The following is a 22973-nucleotide window of genomic DNA, read 5'->3' on the forward strand; positions in this document are numbered from 1 at the left end:
AAGCGCACGCCTGAAAATTGTGCAGTCTCCGTCCTCTTTCGCACGGTGCGATGTCCGGCTAGGGTTCGGTCATGCGGCATACCCACGATACGATCATCATCGGCGGCGGCCTCGTCGGCATGACGACGGCGCTTGCCCTCGCGGCCTCCGGCATCCGGTCCGCCGTCATCGACAGCGCCGATCTCGATGCGACTTTGGCGGCGGGCTTCGACGGCCGTGCCTCCGCGATCGCGAGCGCGACATGGCGGATGCTCGCCGCTCTCGGCCTTGGTGCAGAGCTTGAGCCGAAGGGGTGCCCGATCCGCGAGATTCGCGTCACGGACGGCCTTTCGCCGCTGCATCTCCATTTCGACGGCACCGGCGACGGCTCAGACGAACCGCTCGGCTACATGTTCGAAAACCGCCATCTGCGCATGGCGCTGGTCGCGGCCGGTGCGGCGTCCGCCCATATCGACGTGCACGCACCCGATGCAGCTGCAGCGATCGACCGCACCCAGGCGGGCGTCACCGTGCGTCTCGCAAGCGGCGGTACGCTCACCGCGCCGCTCATCATCGCGGCTGACGGCCGCCGCTCGAAGATTCGCGAAGATGCCGGCATCCGCATCGCGGGGTGGAGTTATCATCAGACCGCCATTGTCGGCATGATCGAGCACGAGGTGCCGCACGGCAATGTCGCGTTCGAGCTGTTCTATCCTGCCGGGCCGTTCGCAGTGCTGCCCATGCTGCCGGGTACGCGCTCGGCGATCGTGTGGACCGTGCGGGAACGCGATGCCGCTGCGACGCTGGCGCTGCCGGAACGCGCCTTCATCGCCGAAATCGATAAGCGCATGGGCGGCTTTCTCGGAAAGGTACGCCTCGCCGCCAAGCCCAGTTCCTTCCCGCTCGGTTTCCACCATGCAGAGCGCTACACGGACCGCCGCCTGATCCTCGTGGGCGACAGTGCGCACGGTATGCACCCAATCGCCGGCCAGGGCCTCAACCTCGGCCTCCGCGATTCCGCCGCGCTCGCCGATGTGCTGGCGGAAGCCGTGCGGCTGGGTCTCGATCTTGGCGATCCGCAGGTGCTCGCGCGCTATCAGCGCTGGCGGGGTTTCGACAGCATGTCGGTGATGGGCGCGACCGATGTGCTCAACAAGCTGTTCGCGATTCCCGGGCGCCCCGCGGCAACGATCCGCCGCCTTGGCCTCGCGGGCGTGCAGCGCATGCCGCCGCTCAAGCGCTTCTTCATGGCGGAGGCGCGCGGCGCCTCTGGTGATCTGCCGTCACTGCTGCGGGGCGATCTGCCCTAGCGCTCGTCCTCGCCGAGTTCGCGCGCTTCCTCGATCACCATCACCGGCACGCCGTCGCGCACCGGATAGGCGAGGCCCGCCGCCTTGCTGACGAGCTCGCCTTTTTCACGGTCGTAGGTGAGGGGCGCTTTCGTCAGCGGGCAGACAAGGATCGCGAGCAACCGCGGATCGACGTCGCGGCTCAATGCACCATCCCCGATCCGTTTTCGGCACCGGTCTGCGCGAGCGTCATCAGCGCGCAAAGCGTGGCAGCGCGGATCGGCACGGTCTTCGCTTCCAGCAGCGCCTGCTTTTCCGCCACGTCGAACGGGCAGACGGCGGCAAGCGTATTCACCAGTGATTCGTCGTCCGCGCTCGAAACCGCTTCCCAGTCCGCCGACAGGTTTTGCGTATCGAGATAGGTGCGCAGCGTCGATTCAAGGTCGGAACGCAGCACCGCCGCCATTGGCTGCGGCGCCTGAAAGTCCTCCACGAAATCGCGGTAGTCGGCGCGCACCTGCCGATAGGGCGTTTCCACTTCGATCTCCTCGGCAATGCGAAACCGCGTGACGCCGGTCAACACGATCAGCAGCCGGCCGTTCTCCGGATCGGTGAACTGCGTGATACGGCCGAGCCCGCCGATTTCGAACAGGCTGCCGTCTTCCTTGGGCTGGATCATGCCGATCAGGCGATCGCCGCCCATCGCGGCCTTCACCATGGCGAGGTAGCGCGGCTCGAAGATGTTGAGCGGCAGCTGGCCGCGCGGCAGCACGACCGCATTTTCCAGCGGAAACACCGGGATCACCTCCGGCAGCGAACTGATCCCGAAACCGCTCACGAGAACAGCAGCGCCGAAAGCTTGCGGCGGGCGGCGTTCACCCACGGGTCTTCAAGGCCGATCGCCTCGAACAGTTTCAAAAGCTGCGCGCGCGCCGCATTGTCGTTCCAGCCGGGCTCGCGGCGCATCACTTCGAACAGGTGTTCGGCTGCGGCGTCGCGGTCGCCGTTCGCGGCAAGCGCGGCGGCAAGCTCCAGCCGCTTCGCGTGGTCGTCCGGGTTCGCGGCGAGCGCGCTTTCCAGTGCGCCGAGCGCCCCGGCGGGAACGCGCTTCTTCGCCATCTCGATCGCGGCGCGCACCTGCGCCAGCCCCGGCGCCTTGCTGTCGGCGGCAACGGAGCCGAGCGCCGCTTCGGCCTCGTCGATCCGGTCGAGCCCGGCGAGCGCGCGGGCAAGGCCGATCGCGTGTGCTTCCTGCTCCGGCTCCTCGGCGCGCAGCGCGGTGTAAATCTGCTCGGCTTGGGCGAAGTCGCCCGCCTCCAGCGCGGCGGCTGCGGCCTCCACATAGGCGGCAAGCGATTTGTCATGGCCGTCTGCTGCATTGATCGGCAACTGCGGCAGGATCTGGTCCAGGAACGCGACCAGTTCGCGCTCGGTGCGCGCGGGCGTCAGGTCGGCGACCGGCTGGCCCTGGAAAAACGCATAAACGGTGGGGATAGATTGCACGCGGAACTGCGAAGCGATCATCTGGTTCTTGTCGACATCGATCTTCACCAGCTTCACGCCGCGCTCGGCATAGTCCGCCGCGACCTTTTCCAGAACCGGGGCAAGCTGTTTGCACGGGCCGCACCAGTCCGCATAGAAATCGAGGATGACGAGCGACGTCATCGACGGTTCAATCACGTCGCGCTTGAAGGCCTCGATCGAAGCCCGCTCGGATTCGGGGGTGCTGAGAGTGGCCAAGATGCGTGCCCTTTTCGAAAGACAAAGGTTGGTTTCCGGCGTTCATATGGGAAGTGCGCGCACGCCGTCCAACCCCAATCGCGAATCCGCTTGCGCTTTTCGCCACGCTCATGCTAGCAGCCGCGACCTCTGGCGGAGGCAAGCCTTCGCATACGTTCGAGCGGGCGTAGCTCAGGGGTAGAGCACAACCTTGCCAAGGTTGGGGTCGAGGGTTCGAATCCCTTCGCCCGCTCCAATTTTTCAAGCGATTACAATCACTTAGGCGCCATCGGCGCAGGGCGTGAATCAGCCGTCTTCTGTTGGGCTACCACCGGGCTACCACGCTCGGAAATGCCTGCGTCCCGTGCGTGCCAGCGTTTGATGCTTAAGCAAGTGTTTGTATGCGCGCGGCAAACAGGGCAATGTGATCGTCTCGTGAGGGGTAACTCGTGGACGACCACAAGGACGTATTGCCGCTTCGCATAGTTGCTGCCCGCTTCATAAACATCAATGAGCAAGTGGGTCTCGCCGAGCTTGACCGCATTACAGAGAGCGCCTCCCGCGTTATTCACAAGAGATACACCATTTTGTTAGCTGCATTTGCCGTCGCACTTTTGGCAACTGCTATTACACTTATTCCTGGACTTTTGCTCGTCGCTAGCGAGACGCCGGGCGCCGACGTGGCCCTTATTGTGGGCTTGGTATGCTTCGCCCTGCTTATGGCTGTTCTCTCCGTGTGGCGTTCCTTCCAGTATGGCGGTTTGAAAGCATCTAAGCCGCAGAAGGCTGTTTATGCCGATGCTGACGATCCTGCTGCGCGTAATCTGGAACGCCTGTTTGCCGTCCTTCAGCTCGAATCGACACCGCGGGCCTTCTACCGCTTCCGCAACGACACGCGTCGCTATGTGGACGAGCGTTATTTCTTTGGCAGCCTGCGCGCGGCACACGTGTCCAAGAGCAGCGCTCTCCGCGACTCGCTTTTCGGGCCCACGGGATTCTGGTTCGCGCGTGAACTATTTCTGGAAGCCGATATCGATCAGCTCATTACGAGCGCAAAGGCCAGACCCAGTCGTACAGGGGCGCCGAAAACATATGATTATACGGATGCTGTCATGTCGCTGATCGAGCATCCCTTCGTCCGCTCGCTCCAGATCGGAAAACGCGGTAATCAGAAGCAGATTGTCGCACTTTTGGAGGACTGGTATCATAGCCGGCGCAGGCCAGCGCCCAGCGAAACCCAGCTGAGCCTCTATGCCAAGCAGATATTGGACGTGATCGCGAAAAATCGCGCCACGAAATCCTAGCCGCCATTCCCGAGGAATGGCACAAATCCGCGACTTCCAAATTTGATTGTTATCGTGTGACCGCCAAATTTGGCGGTCTCCCCACGCATTAGCACGCCGTTGGAACCATCGGCGCTTAGACGTGAATGATCCGGTCATTCGCCGCATCGCGGCACACACGGAGGCGACCATGGATGAAATCGCATACTCGATAAATCGGACAGCCAGAGCGCTCGGTGTCGGCCGCAGCACCATCTACAAACTCATCAAGACCGGTCAGGTCGATGCGCTCAAAATCGGAACGCGGACGTTGATCACGACCGAATCGATTGCCCGGCTCACCGAGGTGCATCGCTCAAACTGACGCTCGGGTGGCAATGTGCTGCCCGCGCCTTTCCCCTTCATATCCTTAGGTGAGGTCGAATCGTGTGCGTATTCCGACAAGCCTTTGGCTGGTTCGGCCGCCTTCTTGGTGCGCCTGAGCGAATCAGTCTGCACTTCATCGCCCATCCGCGCACCGCGGCTTACGTCCGTCCGCTCGTCCGAAAGCTTCTCGCCGATGACGACGACGGCGAGACCTACCGCACCGCGCTGAAAGACTGGCACCGGGCGGAGCGGCCGCCCCTCGCCCTCTATCATGGAACCACCAGCTTCTGCCGGATCGATGGCCCCAGCCAATGGGTGGGGGATCATCCGTTTCCGCTGGGCGGGCTGATCCTCAGTCCCGGCGTGACCGCGCACCTTGATCCGTTCGAGGCCGAGGCATTGCACGAACATATGCAAGGCGCAGTCGAACGGGCCATTCGGGCATGGCTTGCCGATCGCAGTCGCCGTGCTCAGCCGGCAGTCCTGGTGGAGTTCGATCGCCGCGAGGCCGACCGCGTTGCCAAGGCGATGATCGCGGCCTGGGCGGCGCGGCAGGAGCGGAACCGCCGACCCGCCGCCGACGATGCGAAAGGCCCGCACCATGTCTGATCCGGTTGTGCAAAGGGCAGCGTTGCAGGGCCGCGATGCTCTGCATCGAGCCCGCAATTTGGATACACACCTCACGCACGTGTGCATCCCGCTTTTCCGCCGTTTTTTGAGAGTGCGCCGAGAGTGCGCGCTTTCAGCGGATTGGCAAACCCTCGCAATTGCGCGGCGTTTCACGAGTGCGCGGCGCACTCTCAGCGCGGTAGCGCTATGAAGCCGATTCAATACACCGTCCGCCTGCCAGCATCGCTTGCCAATGCGCTGCGGTCGCTGGCCAGGCAGCAGGATACGAGCATCTACGCGGCGCTTCAGCTGAGCGTGAAAGCGGGCATCGCGGCGCTCGCCAACCCACCCGCGCCGGGCACCGACGACCGCGAACTCGTCGCCGAACTGGCATCGCTCGGCACCCGCATCGTGGACGTCGAGCGGCTGCTCGACCGCACGCTGTTCACCGCCTGCGCCGCCTATGCCTACGCCCGCAGCGCGGCGCTCGATGCGCGCAAGAACGATGAGGTCATCACCGCCGAGATCAACGCCGCCTATGACCGCCAGCGGCGGCTCTCGCAGGAGGCCCGGCCGTGACCCACGACCGGCGCATCCATGCCGACGCCATGCGGCGGCAGCTTCGCAGCAATCATGCCCGGCGCTTCAAGCGGCAGGTCGGCGTCATGCTGGCAGCGGTTGCCCTAGGTTCAGTCGCCGCGCCCTATGCGCTGCTGAACAAGGATGCGCAGTGGGCGGCGGGCGTCTACGCTTACGCGCGCACGAGCTTATGGGTCGCGGGCGGCGTATCCGCCGATCCCGAGATCAGCGTCCGATATCAGGGAGCGGCTTACCGCGTTTCCGCTCGCGCCGTCGTCGCGAGCCGCTATTACCGCGAGGCGGCAGGCGCCGTGCTGGTTTACGCGGGGCGCGGATGCGCGCTCGGCTTTGCCGCCTGGCTCTTGGGCCTTGTCCTCTTGCGCGATGTCGGCGCGCGGCGGCGCGAGCGCGCGCTTGAGGATCGCGTCATCGCCGGAACCCTCGTCACCACCGAGAGGCGGCTGGCGAAGCTCACCGCCAAAGAGGCGCGTGCCGATGCCCTGTCGATCGGCAAGGTGCCGATCCCCGCACCGCTCGAAACCCGCCACATGGCGATGATCGGCACGACGGGCAGCGGCAAGACCACGGCGCTGCGGCAGCTGCTCGACGGGATCGAGGCACGCGGTGACGCCGCACTGGTTTATGACACCAGCGGCGAGTTTGTCGCCCATTACTACCGGTCCGAGCGCGGCGACGTCATCCTGAACCCGTTCGATGCGCGCTGCGCGTTCTGGACGCCCTTCGCGGAGATCTCTCACCCCGCCGACGCCGCGCGCATCGCGCACCAGTTCATCACCGAGACGAACAGCCAGGACCACGACGTGTGGCTGGAGACCGCGCGCATCCTTGTCGCCAACATGATCCGCAAGCTCTGGGACGAGGGCAACACCACCCTCCCCGCGCTGCTCGCCGCGCTTCAGGTGAAGACCAAGGACGAGCTCAAGGCATGGCTGACCGACACCTCATCGGCGCGGACCTTCGCCGACGATGCCGACCGGGCGACGGGCAGCGTGCTCTTCATGCTCGCCAAGGCCGCCGACCTCATCCAGTTCCTGCGCGCCGAGGACAGCGGCGGCGCGCCGTTCGCGTTCCGTGACTTCATGAGCCGGCTCGATGCCCGGGAGGCCCCGCGCCCGTGGATCTTCGTGCCGCGCAAGGAAGACTATTTTGAAGCGTCGAAGCCGCTGCTCGCCTGCTGGCTCGAATGCGCGGCGAGCGCCGTGCTGGGGCTCGCGCCCTCTCCTGAGCGGCGCATCTGGTTCGTGCTCGACGAGCTTGCCGACCTCCCCCGCGTCGACAATCTCGCGCGGCTTCTCCCTGAGGGCCGCAAGTTCGGCGCCGCCGTCGTGCTCACCTTTCAGGCGCTTGGCCAGATGCGGCACCGCTACGGGCCGCAGCTTGCCGAGTCGATGCTCGGCTGCTGCAACACCAAGCTGTTCCTGCAGACGATCGATGGCGAGACCCGGCGATGGGCCAGCGAGACCATCGGCACGTGCGATGTCGAAATCCAGACCATGACCGATGCGCTCGCCGATGGCGACACTGAGGCCCGCACCACGCTCGGCCGGATGCGCAAGACGCGGCCTGCCGTCCTCGAAAGCGAACTGCGCCTCCCCAAGCATGAAGGCTTCCTGCTGCTGCCGGACGGCTTGCCGGTGGCGCGGGTGAAGCTCACCGCCGATCATGTCGCGCGGCGCGGGCCGCCGTGCCAGCCGGGCTTCGTCGCTGGCGATCCAGGCACCACGCTTTGGCAGGCGGGGCGCGCAGCGCCCGAACCGCAGCCCCCGTCCGCGTCCCCGCCCTCCCCCACGAGCCAGGGGCCGGTGTGATGGTCGCGTCGGTGTCCGCGCTCACCAGCTCGGCGCAGGCGAGCAGCTACTACGAGGCCGATGACTATTACGCCGAAGGCGGACTTTCGCCATCGGAATGGCAGGGCAAGGGCGCCGAGGCGTTGGACCTCTCCGGCGAGGTGGACCGCGACCAGTTCCGCGCGCTTCTGGATGGCAAGGTCGCGGGGGCGCAGCTCGGCACGATGCGTGGCGGCCAGCTTGAACACCGCCCCGGCTGGGATGTGACCTTGAGCGCGCCCAAGTCAGTGTCGATCATGGCGGAGGTTGCGGGCGACCGGCGGCTGATCGCCGCACACGGCGAAGCGGTCAGAACCGCGATGGCGCATGTCGAGGCGCACATGGCCGCAACGCGCGTCCGCGACGGCGGCGCAGTCATCCGCGAGGCGACCGGCAATCTCATCATCGCCAGCTTCCAGCACGGCACCAGCCGCGCGCAGGACCCGCAGCTTCACACGCACAATGTCATCATGAATGCGACGCAGCGCGAGGATGGCAGCTGGCGCAGCCTTGAACCGCGCGCGCTCTATCAGCTTCAGAAGCAGATCGGCGCGATCTACCGGCAGGAGCTCGCCTTGAAGGTGCGCGAACTCGGCTATGAGATTGAGGTGGGCAAGGACTCGCTGTTCGAGATCAAAGGCGTGTCCGGCGCGGTGATGACCGCATTCAGTACGCGCAGCGCCGAGATCGAGGCGGCGCTCGCCGCGCGCGGCACGTCGCGCGACGCGGCGAGCGCGTCTGAAAAGCAGGTCGCGGCGCTCGACACGCGGCAAGCCAAGGTCGCGGCCGATCATGCCGCGCTCGTCGCGGGCTGGCGGCAGACGGCCGACAAGGCAGGGTTCGGGCGGGCGGCACGGCTGGCGATGATCCGGCAGGCCGAAGCCAGGGCCGTCGATCCATCGAACCGCGTTGCAATACAAATGCAGGGCGACGGGGCCGCCGCCCACGCGATCACCCAGGCCGCCGACAAGCTCGGCGAACGGCAGTCGGTGTTTTCCGTTGCCGCCTTGCATGAGGAAGCCGGACGGGTTGGGCTCGGCAAGGTCAGCTACGCGCAGATCGGCGCGGCCCTGACGGCGGCGACGGAAAGGGGCGACGTGATCGACCGGACCTTTCTGGACCGGCGCGGCGCGGCGTTCGCCGGGCTCACCACCCGCCAGAATGTCGAGACTGAAGCCCGGATGCTGCGAATCGAGGCGGAGGGCCGCGGCGCTCTTCCCTCGATTGCATCGCCTCTCGCCGCCGCCAAGGCCGTCGCCCATGCAGCGGCGAAGGCGGAACGCGCGGGGTTTGGCTGGAATGCCGACCAGCGCCAAGCCACCGCGCAGCTCCTGGGCAGCCGGAACCGGGTCACCGCCTTGCAGGGCTATGCGGGCACCGCCAAGACCACCACGGTTCTCGCGACGTTCGCGCGCGAGGCCGAGGCGCGCGGCGTATCCGTCATCGCGCTTGCGCCCACCGCATCGGCGGCGATGGTGCTGGGGGAGGCGCTCGGCACGCGCGGCGATACGGTCGCGCGGCATCTAATGTCACCCGAGCGGTCCCCTCACGGGCAACCCGCCGCCTGGATTGTGGACGAGGCTTCGCTGCTCTCGGCCCGCGACACCGCCCGGCTGCTCGACCTCGCCGACCGGCACAATTCCCGCGTCCTCCTTGTCGGCGACGTGAAGCAACTTGGCTCGGTCGAAGCAGGTGCCGCGTTCGTGCAGTTGCAGGGCGCCGGTATGGAAACCGCGAGGCTCGCGGAGATCGTCCGGCAGACCAATGCGGCGACAAAGGAGGCGGTGCTGGCATCGATCGCCGGGGACGCGAAGGCGGCGCTCGACGCGCTCGATCGGGGTGGCGGGCAGATCATCGAGCGTGCCGACCGGGCCGAAAGGTTCGCCGCCATTGCCGAGACATATGCTGCGCTGGACAATCCTGGCCGCGTCCGCACCCTTGTCATCGAGCCGTCGCGCGAGGGGCGCGACGCTTTGACCGCCGATATTCGTGCGGCGCTGACACGGTCGGGCGTGCTTACCGGTCCGGCCGTTACCCTGCAGAGCCTTGCGAACAAGGGGCTGACCCGCGCCGAGGCGCGCGATCCCTTGAGCTATGACAAGGGCGATGTCGTCCGGTTCACCCGCGACTATGCCGACAAGGGCGTGGCGCGCGGCGAAGCTTACCGGGTGGAGAGCATCGACCCGGCGAAGTCCGCCATAACGCTCAAATCTGAGGACGGGCGCGAGGTGGATTGGCGTTTACGGCAATGGGGCGCTGGCAAGAGCCAGGCTTTTGCCCCGCAGCCGCTTGAGCTGAAGGCCGGTGACAGCATTCGGTTCACACGAAACGATCGCGAAATGGGCCGGGTCAACGGCGGGCGCAGCGTCGTGGTAGACGTGGACGAGAAATCCCGCACCGCGACAATCCAGACGCCGAGAGGAAAGACTGAGACGCTGAATCTCGACGCGGCGCGCGACAGGCACATCGCCCATGCCTATGTCGAGACCACGTTCGTCGCCCAGGGCCGTACCGCCGACCACGTCATCATCCACGCCGACAGCCGGGCCACCAACCTTGTCGATCAGAAGAGCTTCTATGTGGGAATCTCTCGCGCGAAGGCCTCCGCCACCGTGTTCACCAATGATCGCGGCAGACTGGTATCCGCGATCACCGAACGGGCGGGACAGGTGCAGACCGCCATTGCGCAGATGGTCGTGCCCTCCCCCGCCGCCGTTAAAGCCAGGGGGGCCGGCATCGAGTAGCAGATGCCGGCCATTGCGACCTCGCTCGGCGCTACCCAGGCAATGATGGCGGCGGAGAGCGAAATCTTAGCAGTGATGTACGTCATGCGTGATGTCCTTCGCAGAAAGCGTGGTCGCCAAGCGCTTCGATGACGCGGCAATCGGCCGCCAGACCGCCCCGGCAGTCGCCGATCAGGCGCATCAGTTCGTCACGAAGTCTGAGCAAATGCTCAATCTTGGTCTCGACCCGCTCAAGATGGCGACTGGCGATGCGGTCGGCTGCCGAACATTCCCGGTCTGGATGGTCCGCCAAGTCAAGAAGCGAGCGAATGTCTTCGATGGTGAAGCCAAGTTCACGCGAATGACGTATGAACGCGAGTCTTGCTCGGTGTGACTCGCCATAGGACCGATAATTGGCAGGTGTGCGGTCGGGCAAGGGTAAAAGGCCGATCCGCTCATAATAACGGATCGTCTCGATGTTAGTGCCGGTGGTCAGCGAGAGCTTCCCAATTTTCACGACTTGACCCTGTAGTTGCTACAGGGTCCATATAATCGGCCGACTCGAATGAACCAAGGAGTTTGGCGATGGACAGTACGTGCTGCACCAGTTCGTGTGAAACTGTTCAGTCACAGGCCAATCCGGCGTGGAGACGCATCCTTTGGATTGCCCTTGCAGCCAACACCCTCATGTTCCTGATCGAAATTGCAGCTGGTGCCGTCTCGGGTTCCCGCTCCCTGCAGGCTGACGCGCTCGATTTTTTGGGTGATGCGGCAAATTACGCGATTAGCCTCGGCGTGACGGGAATGGCATTAGCCTGGCGCGCGCGGACCGCGATGATCAAGGGCTTTACTATATTTACTTTTGCTCTCGGCGTCCTGATTTCGGCCATTTGGGGATTATTCGCTGGAGGCCAGCCCGAACCCTGGATGATGAGCGGCATCGGCGCACTTGCGCTGTTCGTCAACGTAACGGTTGCCCGGATGCTTTACAGGTTTCGGTCAGGCGATGCTAATATGCGTTCCGTTTGGATATGCTCACGTAACGATGCGATCAACAATTTGCTGGTCATTGCAGCAGGTTTCGCCGTGCTTTTGACGGGTAGCGGTCTGCCCGACATCATTGCAGCGTTCATTATTGCCTTTTTGGGCCTGCAAGGCGGTCTGGAAGTCATAAAGCAAGCACGGCGCGAACTTTCCGGCGCGGGTACGGCAACATGACTGCAGTTGATTGCCATCATGGTCCAGAGCAAATCGCTTCGCTTCGCGCTCGCGGTGATGGTGACCGCGCGATCGCCCAGCATATGCTCTGGCATATGCACATTTCAGAACCATAGTGATGGTGGGACTACCATTGATGTTTTGTTTTGAAAAATTGATGCGCTTTGCTAAAAGTTAGTCGATGGGGCGCATTGTTCTTCAGATTCTGGTTCTGTTTTCGGTGTTGTGCGCCGGACTTCACACGCCCGTAGAAGCCCATCACGAGCAGCGTGGTCTTGGAGTGGAATTCGTTCAAGTTGCGGGCGTGCATCATATAGATGACCATGAACAATCCCCGCAGGATGGCGCTACCGACAAATTGCAACCAATCGCGCATCACATCCATTGTCCCATGACGGTGGTAGGTGATGCGAGGGATGCCACCGGGCTCGCCTTTTTTAACAGGAAAATTCTCTGGCCGGGAGAAGCCACGGTGCTTCTCTCACTGACGCCGGACCAACCGACGGAACCGCCCCTAGCCTGAAGCGCCCCTTCGCTGGGTCGGGAAAATTCCGGCCCGTGATGTGCTACGTTTCAGGAGCTAATCCCATGCTATTGAAAATGGCCGCCGGCTTTTTGGCCGGGAGGGTGCTGCATTTGCCAAATGCCGCAAGAGCCGAACCAATCAGCCTTGAGAAGGCTGTACGGCGTGCACTCGCCATCGGTGATTGGCCGGACCATCTCGCCAACGCTCCTGACACTGTTGTCGGTCCCGGCACCTTTCCTGCCGGTGCATCGACATGAGAAATTTGAGGATTCAGGGCAGAACGACGCGCAAACCCGAAGGAGGGTCCGCGCCGATAACTCCAAAACATGAGAGGCATAGTACGATGCTATCAAGAGCGAGAATTTTCGTAACCGCAATGGCAGTCGGTCTCGCAACCGGTGGTTGCGCTTTAGGACCTAAGCTCGAAGTTCCGATTACGCAGAATTTCAGCGAGCCTTACACCATCCAATGGGTCCACGCCTATCGAGGTAAACAGGGTGTTGAAATCTGGGGTAAAGTGCGCCGCGGAAACTACGGTCACACGCATGGTCATATCCACTTGGAAGCCCTGACCAAATCCGGAGAGATCATCGCAAAGACCGATACTTATCTGCCAAAAATGATTAGCCACCCATTCGTGGGCAAGAGTTTCTACGGCGAGCTCAACGTGAATGACGTAACGGAGGTTTCCCGTCTACTCGTCGAGATCAGAATCAATCCAGACCCCTGAGGAGAGAAGGTTCAGCTTGTCGCGATAGCAACGCCCAGCAACAGATGCGCTTGTAGACGTATCGATTATTGTTGTGGGCAGAGTGACCGATTCTCTCCGCCTGCCTGTATAGACGTCTCTTGATAGTTGGTTTTGGAATAGCACCGAGGTGTGGCGTGCACCGCGATCACTGGGGTTATCTGGGCAGGGCTGGCGTGACCCTGTAATGTAGTGGTCGGCAGGGTGGTTATTGCCATACGGTTGTGGTCGCCATGTGTGACACCACAAACGTGCTTCTCGATGTGAAGCTGACATTGAGAGGAAATGCGCCAACTGGTTGAAGGACCGGGCGACGCGAAAATAACTGGTTTGCCTGTCTGGCGTGTCGGCCCTGGCACACACGCGGCGATCATCAGCATGACTGGACGCGATCAGAATATAGTACCTGATCCCCCGTAAAGACTAACGAGATTGCACATTTTATCGTCGAGGTAGAGGGAGTTCGGAATAAACTGAGAATAGCGATTTAAGCACTTCTCGCCGCCGAAGGAGCTCTTGGCGATAGCGCTTGCCAAAACATTGAGAATGGCGAAGAATCCTGGCCATGCGCACCGACATCGACCATCTGCCTGCCGCGAAGCAGCGTGAGCTTGAGCGCATCGTCGAGATCATTTTCGACGAGTTCCGCGAGGCGACCGAGAACGCGGTCGGGCGGCGCAAGGGTGCGCGCATCCTGAAAATCGTCCTGTTCGGCAGCCATGCGCGCGGCGACTGGGTCGATGCGCCGCTTTCGGCGAACCAGTACAAGTCCGACTACGACATTCTCATCATCGTCAGCCAGAAGGAGCTGACTGACCGCGCCGCCTATTGGGCGAAGGCCGAGGAACGGCTGATCCGGGCCTATACAATCGAGAAGACGCTGCGTACGCCGGTCAACTTCATTGTCCACTCGCTGCATGAGGTGAACGATGGGCTGGCGCATGGTCGCGTATTCTTCATGGAAGTCGCCAAGGACGGTGTCGCGCTTTATGAAGCCGATGGACGAGAACTAGCGACACCTAAACCCAAGACGCCCGAACAAGCACTCGGGACGGCTAGGGAATATTTTGAAGAATATTATCCCGGCGCCGTTGTTTGGCTGAACACATCGAGAGAGTTGGCGAAACAGAAACGCCCCAAAGAAGCAGCCTTTCTGCTGCATCAAGCCACAGAACGGCTTTATTCCTGCCTTTTGCTCACACTGACATTCTATACGCCTTACAATCACAATATCGCTTTCCTGCGTTCACTCGCTGAAGGACTGGACCGGCGCCTGTTCCGGATATGGCCCGAGGACAATCGACGTGACCGCGCCATGTTTCAGAAGCTGAAAGAGGCCTACACCAAAGCCCGCTACTCCAAGCACTACAAGATCAACGACGAAGAGCTGATGTGGCTTAGCGCGCGGATCGAAGAACTTGGCCGCATTGTCCTTCAGGCTTGCTCGGAACGTATCGCTGAATTGGAATCGGCCGCGAACACATAACACCGCCGCCGTCCGGCAACTTGCCGAACCAACCCGATTCTGGCATATTCCCGGCCACGGGATGGAATGACTGGCGGCCATCTCCGGGATAACCCTGCCAGGCATCATGCAGGCTCGGCCGTTATGGTCGGGCAGTTGCTGCAAGCCGCATCAGCGGCACGCAGCGGACACCGCTTGCACATCCGCGCATGAACGCGCGGACCGCTGGTGTGCGAGCTGCATATGACACCCCCTATTGACGTTTACGCGCGCGAAGTCGTGATGGCGCGCGTTGGCCATCTCATCCGCCGCAAGCAGAGCGAGGTTGAACGGATCACGCGCATCGTGCGCGGCTGCTTCGACCCCGAACAGGTACAGGCGCCCGCGCCGGGCCAGATCAAGCGGGTCATTCTGATCGGCCCCTATGCGCGGCGCTCCTGGTATGAAGACCGGCACACGATCGCCTTCTCCGACTACGAACTCTGGATCGTCGTCAACCATCCGCTTTTCACCGACGACCGCTGCTGGCGCCGCGCTCGCGCCGCCCTCGACCGCGAACTCGGCGACCGCTGCGCAGTCGATCTTCAAATTTACGCCAAGTCAGACATTCGCACCGCCCGCGCAGAACGGGACACGTTCATTCTCGACCGCATCGAGGCGGGTATCACGCTGTACCGCGCCTCGCGCGACGCTCCGCTGAATGCGCGTGAACGCCGGGGAGCACGGCCATGACGCGCGATTCGACCGCCGCGTTCGCGGCATTTTATCGGGCCGAGCACGGGCGACTGCTGCGCTACTTCAGGACGAGGGTCGGTCGCGACGAGGCGCCCGATCTGGTGCAGGAGACGTTCGCTCGCCTGCTGCGCAGCGGCGCTTTCGAGCGGATGGACAATCCGCAGGCCTACCTGACCCGCTCCGCCCGCAATCTGCTGATCGACCGCGCGCGCCAGCAACAGCAGTCGCAAGCCCTCATCTTTCCCTTCGACGAAGGCTGCGACGCCCCCGTCTACCCGGAGCAAACGTGGCGAATCGAGGAAGCCGACTTGCGGCGAGCCTACGGACGCGCGCTCCGCGCCATGTCGCGCCGAACCCGGCGTGTTTTCATGATGCACCGGATGAGGCGCATGACCTACATGGAGATTGCGAAACAACTCGGCATCGGCGACAAGGGCGTCCAACATCACGTGAGCTTGGCGTTGGCGCGGATACGCCGAGCATTGGCAGGCTGGAGTGTGGCTGGATAACCGGCCTGGGCAAAGCTCTCTGGGAACAATGTTCTAGTCTCAGCCACTTTGCACGGACACCAGCCACAGGATTTGCAGTCTTGGCTGCGGCGGATTCCTGACTTGCCTGCATTTTGTACGGCTGCTAACCGGCGTTAGATGCGAAACCGTTTGGTCCACTTATTGTTGCTCATTGTAGCGCTTATGGCGGGCCTCGATACGCTGGCCATGGCTTATGACGCCGCACCGGTGGGCGTTGATGTGCATCAGCATGTTTTTGTAGAGGTCGCGCACGACGCGACCCCCGACGACAGTGCTCCGAACGGCAACGCGCTTCTCCACCATCATCATTGCCCCGCAGGCCTGCTTTCCGACGAGTCCGAGATGCCTGGCAGCTGGCCGGCGCGCGATATCCATCTCGCGCGCGCAACTGTTGTGCTCGCTTCACGCGCGCCCGCTCCCCCAACCGAGCCTCCCGCCGCCTGATCACTGCTCCGCGCTGGCATTTGCCTGCGCCCTTTTGCATTGATCAGGAGTACTTATGTCGAAATCACTGGGCGTCCTGCTGTTCGCAGGGACGCTGGCAATGGCAGGGCAACCTGCGTTCGCCGAACCTGTCTCTCTGTCCGACGCGCTGGCGCGCGGACGAGACGTATCGCCACGGCTCGCCAAGGCCAAAGCCGAACTTAAGGCGGCCGTGGGGCGTGCCATGCAGGCGGGTGTGCGTCCGAATCCCACCATATCCGCCGAAGTCGAGAATTTCAGCGGCACCGGACCCTATCGAACCTTTCGCCAGACCGAGACCACAATTGCGGTGTCGCAGCCTTTCGAGCTCGGGGGAAAAAGGCGCGCGCGCAAGGAGGTCGCCGCCGCCGAGCGGTCGTTCGCCGAGATCGCGCTACGAATGGCCGACGCCGACCTCATCCACGACATTACCGTGTCGTACGCCGAACTGCGCGCGGCGGAGGATCGGGAAGCGCTCGCCGACAGTGTCCATGAAAGGGCGGTCGAGCTGGCGCGCATCGCTGAGACGCTCGTTGACGTGGGTCGTGACCCGCCGCTGACGAAGCTGCGGGCCGACGCCCTGCTGGCGGAGGCAAAGGCCGAACGTCTGCGCGCGCAGTCAGAACTTCTGTCGGCGCGGCAAGAATTGGCCCTGCTCATCGGCAGCGAAGATCCCGAGCTGTCGGTCATCGCTCAGGATCTTCCGCCGCCGCCCGCCTTGCCGGCCGATGCGCAGAGCCTCGACGAACGCCTCGCGGCGGCGGAGCGAGATGCCGCTTCGGCACGAGTGCACCTCGCTCAGGCCGAGGGCGTGCCCGACATCACGGCATCGGGAGGAGTTCGCAACTTCCGCGAAAACAAGGATACCGCCTTCATCGTCGGTGTTTCCATTCCACTGCCAGTGTTTAACAGCAATCGCGGCAACATCTCTGCCGCGCGCGCCGGTGGCGAAGCCGCCGAAGCGCAGCTGGCCCAGACGCGCCTCGATACCCGCTTCTCGCGGCGCGGCGCTGAACTGATGCTGGCGGCGGCGAACGAACGGGTTTCCGCCTTGTCGGGAGCCGGTCATTCCCAGGCGAGTGAAGCCGCGCGGGTCGCCGAGATCGGCTACCAACAAGGCAAGTTCACGCTCATCGAACTGATTGACGCCCAGGAGGCGCTGACCAGCGCCAATCTCAAACTGATCGAAGCGCAGCTTGATCGCGCCCGCGCCCTTGCCGCGCTGGGCCGCGCGAACGCGCAATAGGGAACTGAAAATCATGCAAATCTTCGAAACCAAGAATCGCCTCATGGCCGCCGTCGCGGTCGGGGCTCTCCTGTTGGGCGGCAGCGGTATCCTGATCGGTCGCTCGATGACCGCTCCCGAGGCCGCCGCACCCGCGGCATCCGCCGAGGAAGAAGAGGAAGGACATGTCGAAGGGCAGATTCTGATGGACGAGGCGCGCGCCAAAGGCGCGGGCATCGTCACCGAGACGATCCAGGCTGGTGGTCTCGGCTCGGAAATACTTGCGCAGGGAGTCGTGGCAGCGACGCCCGAAGGCGAGGCCGTTCTGACGGCGCGTGCAGATGGAGCGATTACGCGCATCAACCGCCGTCTCGGCGACGCCGTGCGTGCCGGGGAAGCGGTAGCAGTGATGGAAAGCCGCGATGCGGCCGCGATTGCCTCCGAACGGAGTGCGGCCAGCGCCCGCCTCGCCCTCGCTCGGTCAACCTATGCGCGCGAGAAGAAGCTATTTGATGCGCGGATTACCGCGAAGCAGGATCTCGAAGCCGCCGCCGCCGCGCTTGCCGAAGCCGAGGCCGAAGCACGGCGTTCGCAGTCGGCTGCCGCTGCCGCCAAGGTTTCGGGCGACGGTCGCACCCTGGCGGTGACGAGCCTTATTTCCGGGCGAATCACGAAATCCGACGCCAAGCTCGGATCCTATGTGCTCGCCGGAACCGAATTGTTCCGCGTCTCCGACCCCAATCGTATCCAGATCAATGCCTCGGTGCTCGCGGCCGATGCGCGTCGGATCAAGCCCGGCGATACCGCGGTCATCGAACTTCTCGGTGGCGAGACGGTCGACGCACGGGTTCGCTCGGCAACCCCCAGCCTCGATCCCGAGAGCAAAAGCGCCACAATCATACTCATTCCCGGTGGCATTGCCGGGCTGACGCCCGGTCAGGGCCTTCGCGCACGCATCAAACCGCAGGGTGGTGCAGACTCCGCCCTGATCGCTTTGCCCGAAGAGGCGGTGCAGACCGTCGAAGGCCGCGAGGTTGTCTTCGTCAAGACCGCCATGGGCTTCCAGGCGACCACGGTGGTCACCGGCAAGCGCGGCGGCGGCCGCATCGAGATCGTCGACGGCGTAAAGCCTGGCGAGGTCATCGCAACGCGCGGTGCCTTCCTGCTCAAGGCCGAAATCGGCAAGGGCGAGGCGGAGCATTGAGATGATCGAAAAACTCCTCGACGCGTCGATACGCTTTCGCTGGGGTGTGGTCATCCTCACCCTCATCATCTCGGCTTATGGCCTCACGCAGCTCTTGAAGCTGCCCGTCGATGCCGTGCCCGACATCACCAACAAGCAGGTGCAGATCAACACCGTCCAGCCCAATCTCGGGCCGCTCGACATCGAACGCCTCGTGACCTTCCCCATCGAAACCGCGATGGCTGGCATTCCGGGACTGGAAAGTTCGCGATCGATCTCGCGCAACGGGTTCAGCCAGGTCACGGTGATTTTCGAAGATCATACCGATCTCTATTTCGCGCGGCAGCAGGTCGCCGAGCGCCTCAATCAGGCTCAGGGCACCTTACCTGACGGCGCCGAACCCCAGATGGGGCCGGTCTCGACGGGCCTTGGCGAAGTGCTGATGTACACGGTCGATTTTGCGCCGACCGCGACCAAGGACAATCCGAAAATTCCAGGGAAGCCGGGTTTCCAGCCCGACGGCTCCTACATGACTCCAACCGGCGAAATCCTCGTCGATGATGTTGCCAAGCTTGGCTATCTGCGCACCGTGCAGGATTGGGTTATCCGTCCGCAGCTGCGAACGGTGCCGGGTGTCGCCGGCGTCGATTCTATCGGCGGCTATGAAAAACAGTTCGTCGTCCAGCCCGACGCGACCAAATTGGCGAGCTACGGCATCTCCTTCTCCGAGCTTGCCGAAGCTCTCGAGCGAGCCAACATCTCGGTCGGCGCGAACTTCATCGAACGCGGCGGAGAGGCCTTCCTCGTCCGCGCCGACGGCCGCATCCGCTCGCTCGACGAGATCGGCCGTGCGACCGTTGCTAGCCGCGGCGGTGTTCCCGTCGTGGTCCGCGACGTCGCGACGGTGCAGATCGGCGGTGAACTGCGCACCGGTTCGGCGTCGGAAAATGGCAAAGAACTTGTCGTTGGCACCGTGCTGATGCTCGCGAACGGCAACAGCCGGATCGTGGCTTCGGCGGCCGCCGAACGGCTAAAGGATGTCGCAAAGTCGATGCCGCCCGGCATCGTCGTAAAACCGGTGCTCGACCGATCGCAGCTCGTCGATGCCACGATCGGCACCGTCGAGAAGAATCTCGCCGAAGGCGCGCTACTCGTCGCGGCGGTGCTGTTCTGGCTGCTAGGCAATTTCCGCGCCGCGGTAATCGCGACCTTGGTGATCCCGATCTCGTTCCTGATCATGGGCACGGGCATGAATATTACCGGGACATCGGGCAATTTAATGAGCCTTGGCGCGCTCGACTTCGGACTGATCGTCGATGGTTCGATCATCATCATCGAAAACTGCCTCAGGCGGCTGGCGGAACGACAACATCATGAAGGCCGATTGCTTTCGCTGAGCGAGCGGCTGCACGAGGTGTTCGAAGCCTCGCGCGAAATGGTGAAGCCAACGATCTACGGGCAGGCAATCATCTTTCTCGTATTCGTGCCTTTGCTCACCTTCACCGGCGTCGAAGGCAAGACCTTCTCGCCGATGGCGATTACGGTGCTGCTGGCGCTCGCCGGTGCGTTCGTTGCATCGCTCACCTTCGTCCCGGCAATGGTCGCGCTGCTCATTCGCGGCGAAGTCGCTGAGAAGGAAGTGCGCGCGATCGCTTGGGTGAAGACGCGCTACGAGCCCGTGCTCAAGCGCGTCATCGCGCGCCCTTGGCCGTGGATCGGTGCAGGTGGCGGGACTTTTGCCGCCGCCATCCTCGTCTTCGGGATGCTTGGCAGTGAGTTCATCCCCGTGCTCGGCGAGGGCAATCTCGCAATGCAGGCGCTGCGCATCCCCTCGACATCGCTGAACAAGTCGCAGGAAATGCAGCTGCAGGTCGAAAAGGCGGTCTCGTCGCTTCCCGAGGTCGCCTTCATCTACTCGAAGACGGGTACGGCGGAGGTCGCCAGCGATCCGATGCCCCCCAACGCGTCGGACACCTTCATCATATTGAAGCCGCGCGATGCCTGGCCCGATGGCGTGAGCACCAAGGACGACGTGATCGAGCGGGTGGAGAAGAAGCTCGAACCGCTCGTCGGCAACGCCTTCGAGATCAGCCAGCCGATCCAGCTCCGGTTCAACGAACTGATCGCGGGCGTACGAGGTGACATCGCGATCAAACTCTACGGCGATGATCTCGATGAAATGGGCCGCGCCGCGCAGCAGGTGGCGGCGATCCTGAACACCGTTCCGGGTGCCGCCGACGTCAAGGTCGAGCAAACCGCGGGCTTCCCCGTGCTTGATGTCCAGTTCGACCGCGACGCGATCGCGCGTTACGGCCTGACGCTTCAGGATGTCAGCGATACGGTCGCCGCGGCCCTTGGGGGGCGCGAGGCGGGGATCGTGTTCGAAGGCGACCGGCGCTACGATATCGTCGTCCGGCTCGACCGGGCCACGCGCGACGATCTCGACGCGGTAGGTGCGCTTCCCGTGCTCCTTCCGGGCGAAGGTGGCGCGCGGGCATCGGTGCCGCTCAGCGAATTGGCGAGGTTCGGCTTTTCGGAAGGCCTGAATCAGGTCAGCCGCGAAAACGGCAAGCGGCGCGTCGTGGTGCAAGCCAATGTCCGCGGCAATGACCTGGGCTCGTTCGTCGCCGAAGCGCAGGAAAAGGTGAATGCGCAGGTCAAGCTTCCCACCGGGAGCTTTATCGAATGGGGTGGGCAGTTCGAAAATCTGCAAGCTGCGTCGGCGCGTCTGTCGATCGTTATCCCGATCATCTTCGCCGCCATCTTCGGCATATTGTTCATGGCACTGGGCGGCGTGCGCCAGGCGATTGCTGTCTACTCGGCAATTCCCCTCGCGCTCGCCGGCGGCGTCTTCTCGCTGCTCTTGACCGGGCTTCCCTTCTCGGTCTCGGCGGCGGTGGGCTTCATCGTGCTGTCGGGCGTGACGGTGCTTAATGGTCTTGTCGTGATGTCGAGCATCAACCAGCGCATCGACGAAGGCAAACCTGTCGATGTCGCCATTGGTGAAGGCGTGATGGAGCGTGTCCGGGCGGTGCTGATGACGGGGATCGTCCCCGCGATCGGCTTCGTGCCGATGGCGCTGGCCACCGGGACCGGCGCCGAGGTGCAAAAACCGCTCGCGATCGTCGTGATCGGCGGGTTGATTACCTCGACGCTGCTGACCTTGTTCGTCCTCCCCGCTATCAGCCATCTGCTGCTCCGCGGACGACATAACAAGCATGTGGCTGGCGACTACACCGACGTTACCGCGCTCGGCGAACGGGTCTTCCTGCCGGGCGACGACAATAAGGGCGGGCAGCCCGAGTGAGCGAAGTTCATGTTAGTGCTGCGCGATATGGCGAAACCGATGGCGGCTATCCGCCGCCATCGGCTTTTCCGGAGGCCGTCCGATGAAGTTTCAAATTCTCCTGCCGGCAATGTTCCTCGCTGCGTGCGCGCCCGCGAAACAGGATAGCGCCGCGGACGGCGCGGGGCATGGCGCCATGCAGCATGCGGCGGCGACCTCCACTTCCGCGGGCAAGGCCTTTGGGGCGGTCGCCGATGGGATGTACAAGGATATGGCGGTCGTCCTCACCGGCGACGCCGATACCGACTTCATGCGCTCGATGGTCCCGCATCATGAAGGCGCGGTGGCGATGGCCAAGGTCGTGCTTGAACATGGCAGGGGCCCCGAAGTGCGCGCGCTCGCCCAATCGGTAATCGCGGCGCAGAAAAAGGAGATCGCTGTCATACTAAACTGGCTGGAACGGCGCGACCAGGCGGGGCGCCCAAGTCCGGGCACGGCGAACTAAATTGGCTGCGGCACCCGAACCTCCCGCCGCCGCAATCGATCCCGATGACGGCGGCGAACGCCCGGAAGAACGGCGCACCTTGTGGGCCGTCCTCCTGCTTAACGCCGCCATTGCCGGCGGCTTCTTCGCCAGCGGCATTTTCGCCGATTCGAGCGCGCTCGTCGCCAACGGGGTCGACAACACGGCCGATGTCGCGGTCTATGCGATCAGCCTGGCCGCGCTGACTCGCGGCGACCAGTGGAAAGCCCGCGCTGCGAAGGCATCGGGCGTCATGCTACTGCTGTTCGCGATCGCCATCCCGATCGATGTCGGCCGCCGCTATATCATGGGTAGCGAGCCTATCGGAGCGACAATGATGATCATATCCGCGGTCGCCGCAGTCGTGAACTACATCTGCCTGCGGTTGCTGCAACGGTTGGAGAAGCCCGACGTTAACGTCCGTGCGGCGAAGACGTTCAGTTTCAACGACTTCGTTTCCAACGGAGGGATTCTTGTCGCCGGCGCGCTCGTTCTGTGGCTCGGCAGCAACTTGCCCGACCTGCTCGTCGGCCTCGCCACCGCCGGGATCGCGATCAAAGGCGCCGTCGAGATTCTGCGCGACGCACACGGCGAAGAGAAAAGTTCTAATGGCGGCTCGATATAGCGGGAACACGAATGGTTCCCGGCATGCGCAAGTGGTCAACTAAAAGGATCGAA

Annotated in this window: 24 protein-coding genes and 1 tRNA gene; 21 read left to right on the forward strand and 4 right to left on the reverse strand. The window is 63.3% G+C overall.

Annotation, left to right across the window (positions count from 1 at the left end):
• Window positions 1-71 precede the first annotated feature (71 nt).
• Entirely contained in the window at window positions 72-1289 is a 1218-nt protein-coding gene (locus DFR51_RS18290) for a UbiH/UbiF/VisC/COQ6 family ubiquinone biosynthesis hydroxylase (protein WP_121053762.1), read from the forward strand.
• Here DFR51_RS18290 and DFR51_RS18295 read toward each other — a convergent pair.
• The 3 genes from DFR51_RS18295 to DFR51_RS18305 are packed head-to-tail and all read right to left on the reverse strand — an operon-like array spanning window position 1286 to window position 2933.
• The gene (locus DFR51_RS18295; RefSeq protein WP_197723680.1) at window positions 1286-1474 is read right to left on the reverse strand and encodes a Trm112 family protein; all 189 of its coding nucleotides are present in this window, start codon (window positions 1472-1474) and stop codon (window positions 1286-1288) included. The genes DFR51_RS18290 and DFR51_RS18295 overlap by 4 nt on opposite strands.
• Complete coding sequence (locus DFR51_RS18300; protein WP_243445528.1) at window positions 1471-2151, reverse strand: LON peptidase substrate-binding domain-containing protein; 681 nt, start codon at window positions 2149-2151, stop codon at window positions 1471-1473. The genes DFR51_RS18295 and DFR51_RS18300 overlap by 4 nt, the downstream gene beginning before the upstream one ends.
• Window positions 2103-2933, reverse strand: a complete 831-nt coding sequence (locus tag DFR51_RS18305) for a tetratricopeptide repeat protein (protein ID WP_420853151.1) — start codon at window positions 2931-2933, stop codon at window positions 2103-2105. The genes DFR51_RS18300 and DFR51_RS18305 overlap by 49 nt, the downstream gene beginning before the upstream one ends.
• A 235-nt stretch (window positions 2934-3168) precedes the next feature.
• On the opposite strand from DFR51_RS18305, the gene DFR51_RS18310 reads away from it, so the two are divergent.
• The 7 genes from DFR51_RS18310 to mobF all read left to right on the forward strand — a co-directional run bounded on the left by DFR51_RS18310 (window position 3169) and on the right by mobF (window position 10415).
• Window positions 3169-3243, forward strand: a tRNA-Gly gene (locus tag DFR51_RS18310).
• Window positions 3244-3436: 193 nt separating this feature from the next.
• Window positions 3437-4291 carry a hypothetical protein gene (locus DFR51_RS18315; protein WP_126494501.1) on the forward strand — a complete coding sequence of 285 codons (855 nt, stop codon included), beginning with the start codon at window positions 3437-3439 and terminating at the stop codon, window positions 4289-4291.
• A gap of 169 nt (window positions 4292-4460) precedes the next feature.
• Window positions 4461-4634, forward strand: a complete 174-nt coding sequence (locus tag DFR51_RS18320; RefSeq protein ID WP_121053824.1) for a helix-turn-helix domain-containing protein — start codon at window positions 4461-4463, stop codon at window positions 4632-4634.
• 62 nt (window positions 4635-4696) lie between these two features.
• Window positions 4697-5245 carry a hypothetical protein gene (locus DFR51_RS18325; protein WP_121053768.1) on the forward strand — a complete coding sequence of 183 codons (549 nt, stop codon included), beginning with the start codon at window positions 4697-4699 and terminating at the stop codon, window positions 5243-5245.
• A 207-nt stretch (window positions 5246-5452) separates the two neighbouring features.
• Window positions 5453-5824: a hypothetical protein gene (locus tag DFR51_RS18330; protein ID WP_121053770.1), complete on the forward strand. Its 372-nt coding sequence runs from the start codon at window positions 5453-5455 to the stop codon at window positions 5822-5824.
• The gene (locus tag DFR51_RS18335; RefSeq protein WP_338068338.1) at window positions 5821-7653 is read left to right on the forward strand and encodes a type IV secretion system DNA-binding domain-containing protein; all 1833 of its coding nucleotides are present in this window, start codon (window positions 5821-5823) and stop codon (window positions 7651-7653) included. Before DFR51_RS18330 ends, DFR51_RS18335 begins: the two co-directional genes overlap by 4 nt.
• Window positions 7653-10415 carry a MobF family relaxase gene (gene mobF, locus DFR51_RS18340; RefSeq protein ID WP_121053772.1) on the forward strand — a complete coding sequence of 921 codons (2763 nt, stop codon included), beginning with the start codon at window positions 7653-7655 and terminating at the stop codon, window positions 10413-10415. The genes DFR51_RS18335 and mobF overlap by 1 nt, the downstream gene beginning before the upstream one ends.
• Before the next feature lie 82 nt (window positions 10416-10497).
• Here the strand turns inward: mobF and DFR51_RS18345 are convergent, their stop codons facing one another.
• Window positions 10498-10911, reverse strand: a complete 414-nt coding sequence (locus DFR51_RS18345) for a MerR family transcriptional regulator (RefSeq protein ID WP_121053774.1) — start codon at window positions 10909-10911, stop codon at window positions 10498-10500.
• A gap of 68 nt (window positions 10912-10979) precedes the next feature.
• Here DFR51_RS18345 and DFR51_RS18350 point away from each other — a divergent pair, with 68 nt between their 5' ends.
• The 13 genes from DFR51_RS18350 (at window position 10980) to DFR51_RS18405 (ending at window position 22920) form a co-directional block, all read left to right on the forward strand.
• Window positions 10980-11612 (forward strand): cation efflux transmembrane domain-containing protein, encoded by a 633-nt coding sequence (locus DFR51_RS18350; protein WP_121053775.1) that lies wholly within the window; start codon window positions 10980-10982, stop codon window positions 11610-11612.
• A 181-nt stretch (window positions 11613-11793) separates the two neighbouring features.
• Window positions 11794-12135, forward strand: a complete 342-nt coding sequence (locus DFR51_RS18885; RefSeq protein ID WP_126494499.1) for a hypothetical protein — start codon at window positions 11794-11796, stop codon at window positions 12133-12135.
• A gap of 65 nt (window positions 12136-12200) precedes the next feature.
• Window positions 12201-12395, forward strand: coding sequence for a hypothetical protein (locus DFR51_RS18890; RefSeq protein ID WP_126494497.1), 195 nt, complete (start codon window positions 12201-12203; stop codon window positions 12393-12395).
• A 119-nt stretch (window positions 12396-12514) separates the two neighbouring features.
• Window positions 12515-12868 carry a hypothetical protein gene (locus DFR51_RS18360; protein WP_121053779.1) on the forward strand — a complete coding sequence of 118 codons (354 nt, stop codon included), beginning with the start codon at window positions 12515-12517 and terminating at the stop codon, window positions 12866-12868.
• 583 nt (window positions 12869-13451) lie between these two features.
• On the forward strand, window positions 13452-14372 hold the full coding sequence (locus DFR51_RS18365; RefSeq protein ID WP_121053781.1) for a nucleotidyltransferase and HEPN domain-containing protein: 921 nt from the start codon (window positions 13452-13454) through the stop codon (window positions 14370-14372).
• A 222-nt stretch (window positions 14373-14594) separates the two neighbouring features.
• Window positions 14595-15083 (forward strand): hypothetical protein, encoded by a 489-nt coding sequence (locus DFR51_RS18370; protein ID WP_243445526.1) that lies wholly within the window; start codon window positions 14595-14597, stop codon window positions 15081-15083.
• Window positions 15080-15595, forward strand: coding sequence for an RNA polymerase sigma factor (locus DFR51_RS18375; RefSeq protein WP_121053785.1), 516 nt, complete (start codon window positions 15080-15082; stop codon window positions 15593-15595). The genes DFR51_RS18370 and DFR51_RS18375 overlap by 4 nt, the downstream gene beginning before the upstream one ends.
• Window positions 15596-15733: 138 nt before the next feature.
• Window positions 15734-16060 (forward strand): hypothetical protein, encoded by a 327-nt coding sequence (locus tag DFR51_RS18380; RefSeq protein ID WP_147423407.1) that lies wholly within the window; start codon window positions 15734-15736, stop codon window positions 16058-16060.
• 55 nt (window positions 16061-16115) lie between these two features.
• The gene (locus DFR51_RS18385; RefSeq protein WP_121053789.1) at window positions 16116-17324 is read left to right on the forward strand and encodes a TolC family protein; all 1209 of its coding nucleotides are present in this window, start codon (window positions 16116-16118) and stop codon (window positions 17322-17324) included.
• Window positions 17325-17337: 13 nt separating this feature from the next.
• A complete protein-coding gene (locus tag DFR51_RS18390; protein WP_121053828.1) occupies window positions 17338-18507 on the forward strand; it encodes an efflux RND transporter periplasmic adaptor subunit in 1170 nt (389 codons plus the stop codon).
• Window position 18508: 1 nt separating this feature from the next.
• A complete protein-coding gene (locus DFR51_RS18395) occupies window positions 18509-21793 on the forward strand; it encodes an efflux RND transporter permease subunit (protein ID WP_121053792.1) in 3285 nt (1094 codons plus the stop codon).
• Between the two features lie 82 nt (window positions 21794-21875).
• The gene (copM, locus tag DFR51_RS18400; protein ID WP_121053794.1) at window positions 21876-22277 is read left to right on the forward strand and encodes a CopM family metallochaperone; all 402 of its coding nucleotides are present in this window, start codon (window positions 21876-21878) and stop codon (window positions 22275-22277) included.
• 34 nt (window positions 22278-22311) lie between these two features.
• A complete protein-coding gene (locus tag DFR51_RS18405; RefSeq protein WP_121053830.1) occupies window positions 22312-22920 on the forward strand; it encodes a cation efflux transmembrane domain-containing protein in 609 nt (202 codons plus the stop codon).
• The last annotated feature ends 53 nt before the right edge of the window (window positions 22921-22973 follow it).

The organism is Sphingosinicella microcystinivorans, from assembly GCF_003634215.1.
GTDB classification, from domain to species: domain Bacteria; phylum Pseudomonadota; class Alphaproteobacteria; order Sphingomonadales; family Sphingomonadaceae; genus Sphingosinicella; species Sphingosinicella microcystinivorans.

Coding starts and splice junctions, on each gene's coding strand:
- copM (WP_121053794.1), top strand. CDS start 21,876: ATGAAGTTTCAAATTCTCCTGCCGGCAATGTTCCTCGCTGCGTGCGCG.
- DFR51_RS18360 (WP_121053779.1), top strand. CDS start 12,515: ATGGCAGTCGGTCTCGCAACCGGTGGTTGCGCTTTAGGACCTAAGCTC.
- DFR51_RS18380 (WP_147423407.1), top strand. CDS start 15,734: ATGCGAAACCGTTTGGTCCACTTATTGTTGCTCATTGTAGCGCTTATG.
- mobF (WP_121053772.1), top strand. CDS start 7,653: ATGGTCGCGTCGGTGTCCGCGCTCACCAGCTCGGCGCAGGCGAGCAGC.
- DFR51_RS18320 (WP_121053824.1), top strand. CDS start 4,461: ATGGATGAAATCGCATACTCGATAAATCGGACAGCCAGAGCGCTCGGT.
- DFR51_RS18350 (WP_121053775.1), top strand. CDS start 10,980: ATGGACAGTACGTGCTGCACCAGTTCGTGTGAAACTGTTCAGTCACAG.
- DFR51_RS18365 (WP_121053781.1), top strand. CDS start 13,452: ATGCGCACCGACATCGACCATCTGCCTGCCGCGAAGCAGCGTGAGCTT.
- DFR51_RS18305 (WP_420853151.1), bottom strand. CDS start 2,933: ATGACGTCGCTCGTCATCCTCGATTTCTATGCGGACTGGTGCGGCCCG.
- DFR51_RS18290 (WP_121053762.1), top strand. CDS start 72: ATGCGGCATACCCACGATACGATCATCATCGGCGGCGGCCTCGTCGGC.
- DFR51_RS18385 (WP_121053789.1), top strand. CDS start 16,116: ATGTCGAAATCACTGGGCGTCCTGCTGTTCGCAGGGACGCTGGCAATG.
- DFR51_RS18395 (WP_121053792.1), top strand. CDS start 18,509: ATGATCGAAAAACTCCTCGACGCGTCGATACGCTTTCGCTGGGGTGTG.
- DFR51_RS18885 (WP_126494499.1), top strand. CDS start 11,794: ATGGGGCGCATTGTTCTTCAGATTCTGGTTCTGTTTTCGGTGTTGTGC.
- DFR51_RS18330 (WP_121053770.1), top strand. CDS start 5,453: ATGAAGCCGATTCAATACACCGTCCGCCTGCCAGCATCGCTTGCCAAT.
- DFR51_RS18370 (WP_243445526.1), top strand. CDS start 14,595: ATGACACCCCCTATTGACGTTTACGCGCGCGAAGTCGTGATGGCGCGC.
- DFR51_RS18375 (WP_121053785.1), top strand. CDS start 15,080: ATGACGCGCGATTCGACCGCCGCGTTCGCGGCATTTTATCGGGCCGAG.
- DFR51_RS18390 (WP_121053828.1), top strand. CDS start 17,338: ATGCAAATCTTCGAAACCAAGAATCGCCTCATGGCCGCCGTCGCGGTC.
- DFR51_RS18890 (WP_126494497.1), top strand. CDS start 12,201: ATGCTATTGAAAATGGCCGCCGGCTTTTTGGCCGGGAGGGTGCTGCAT.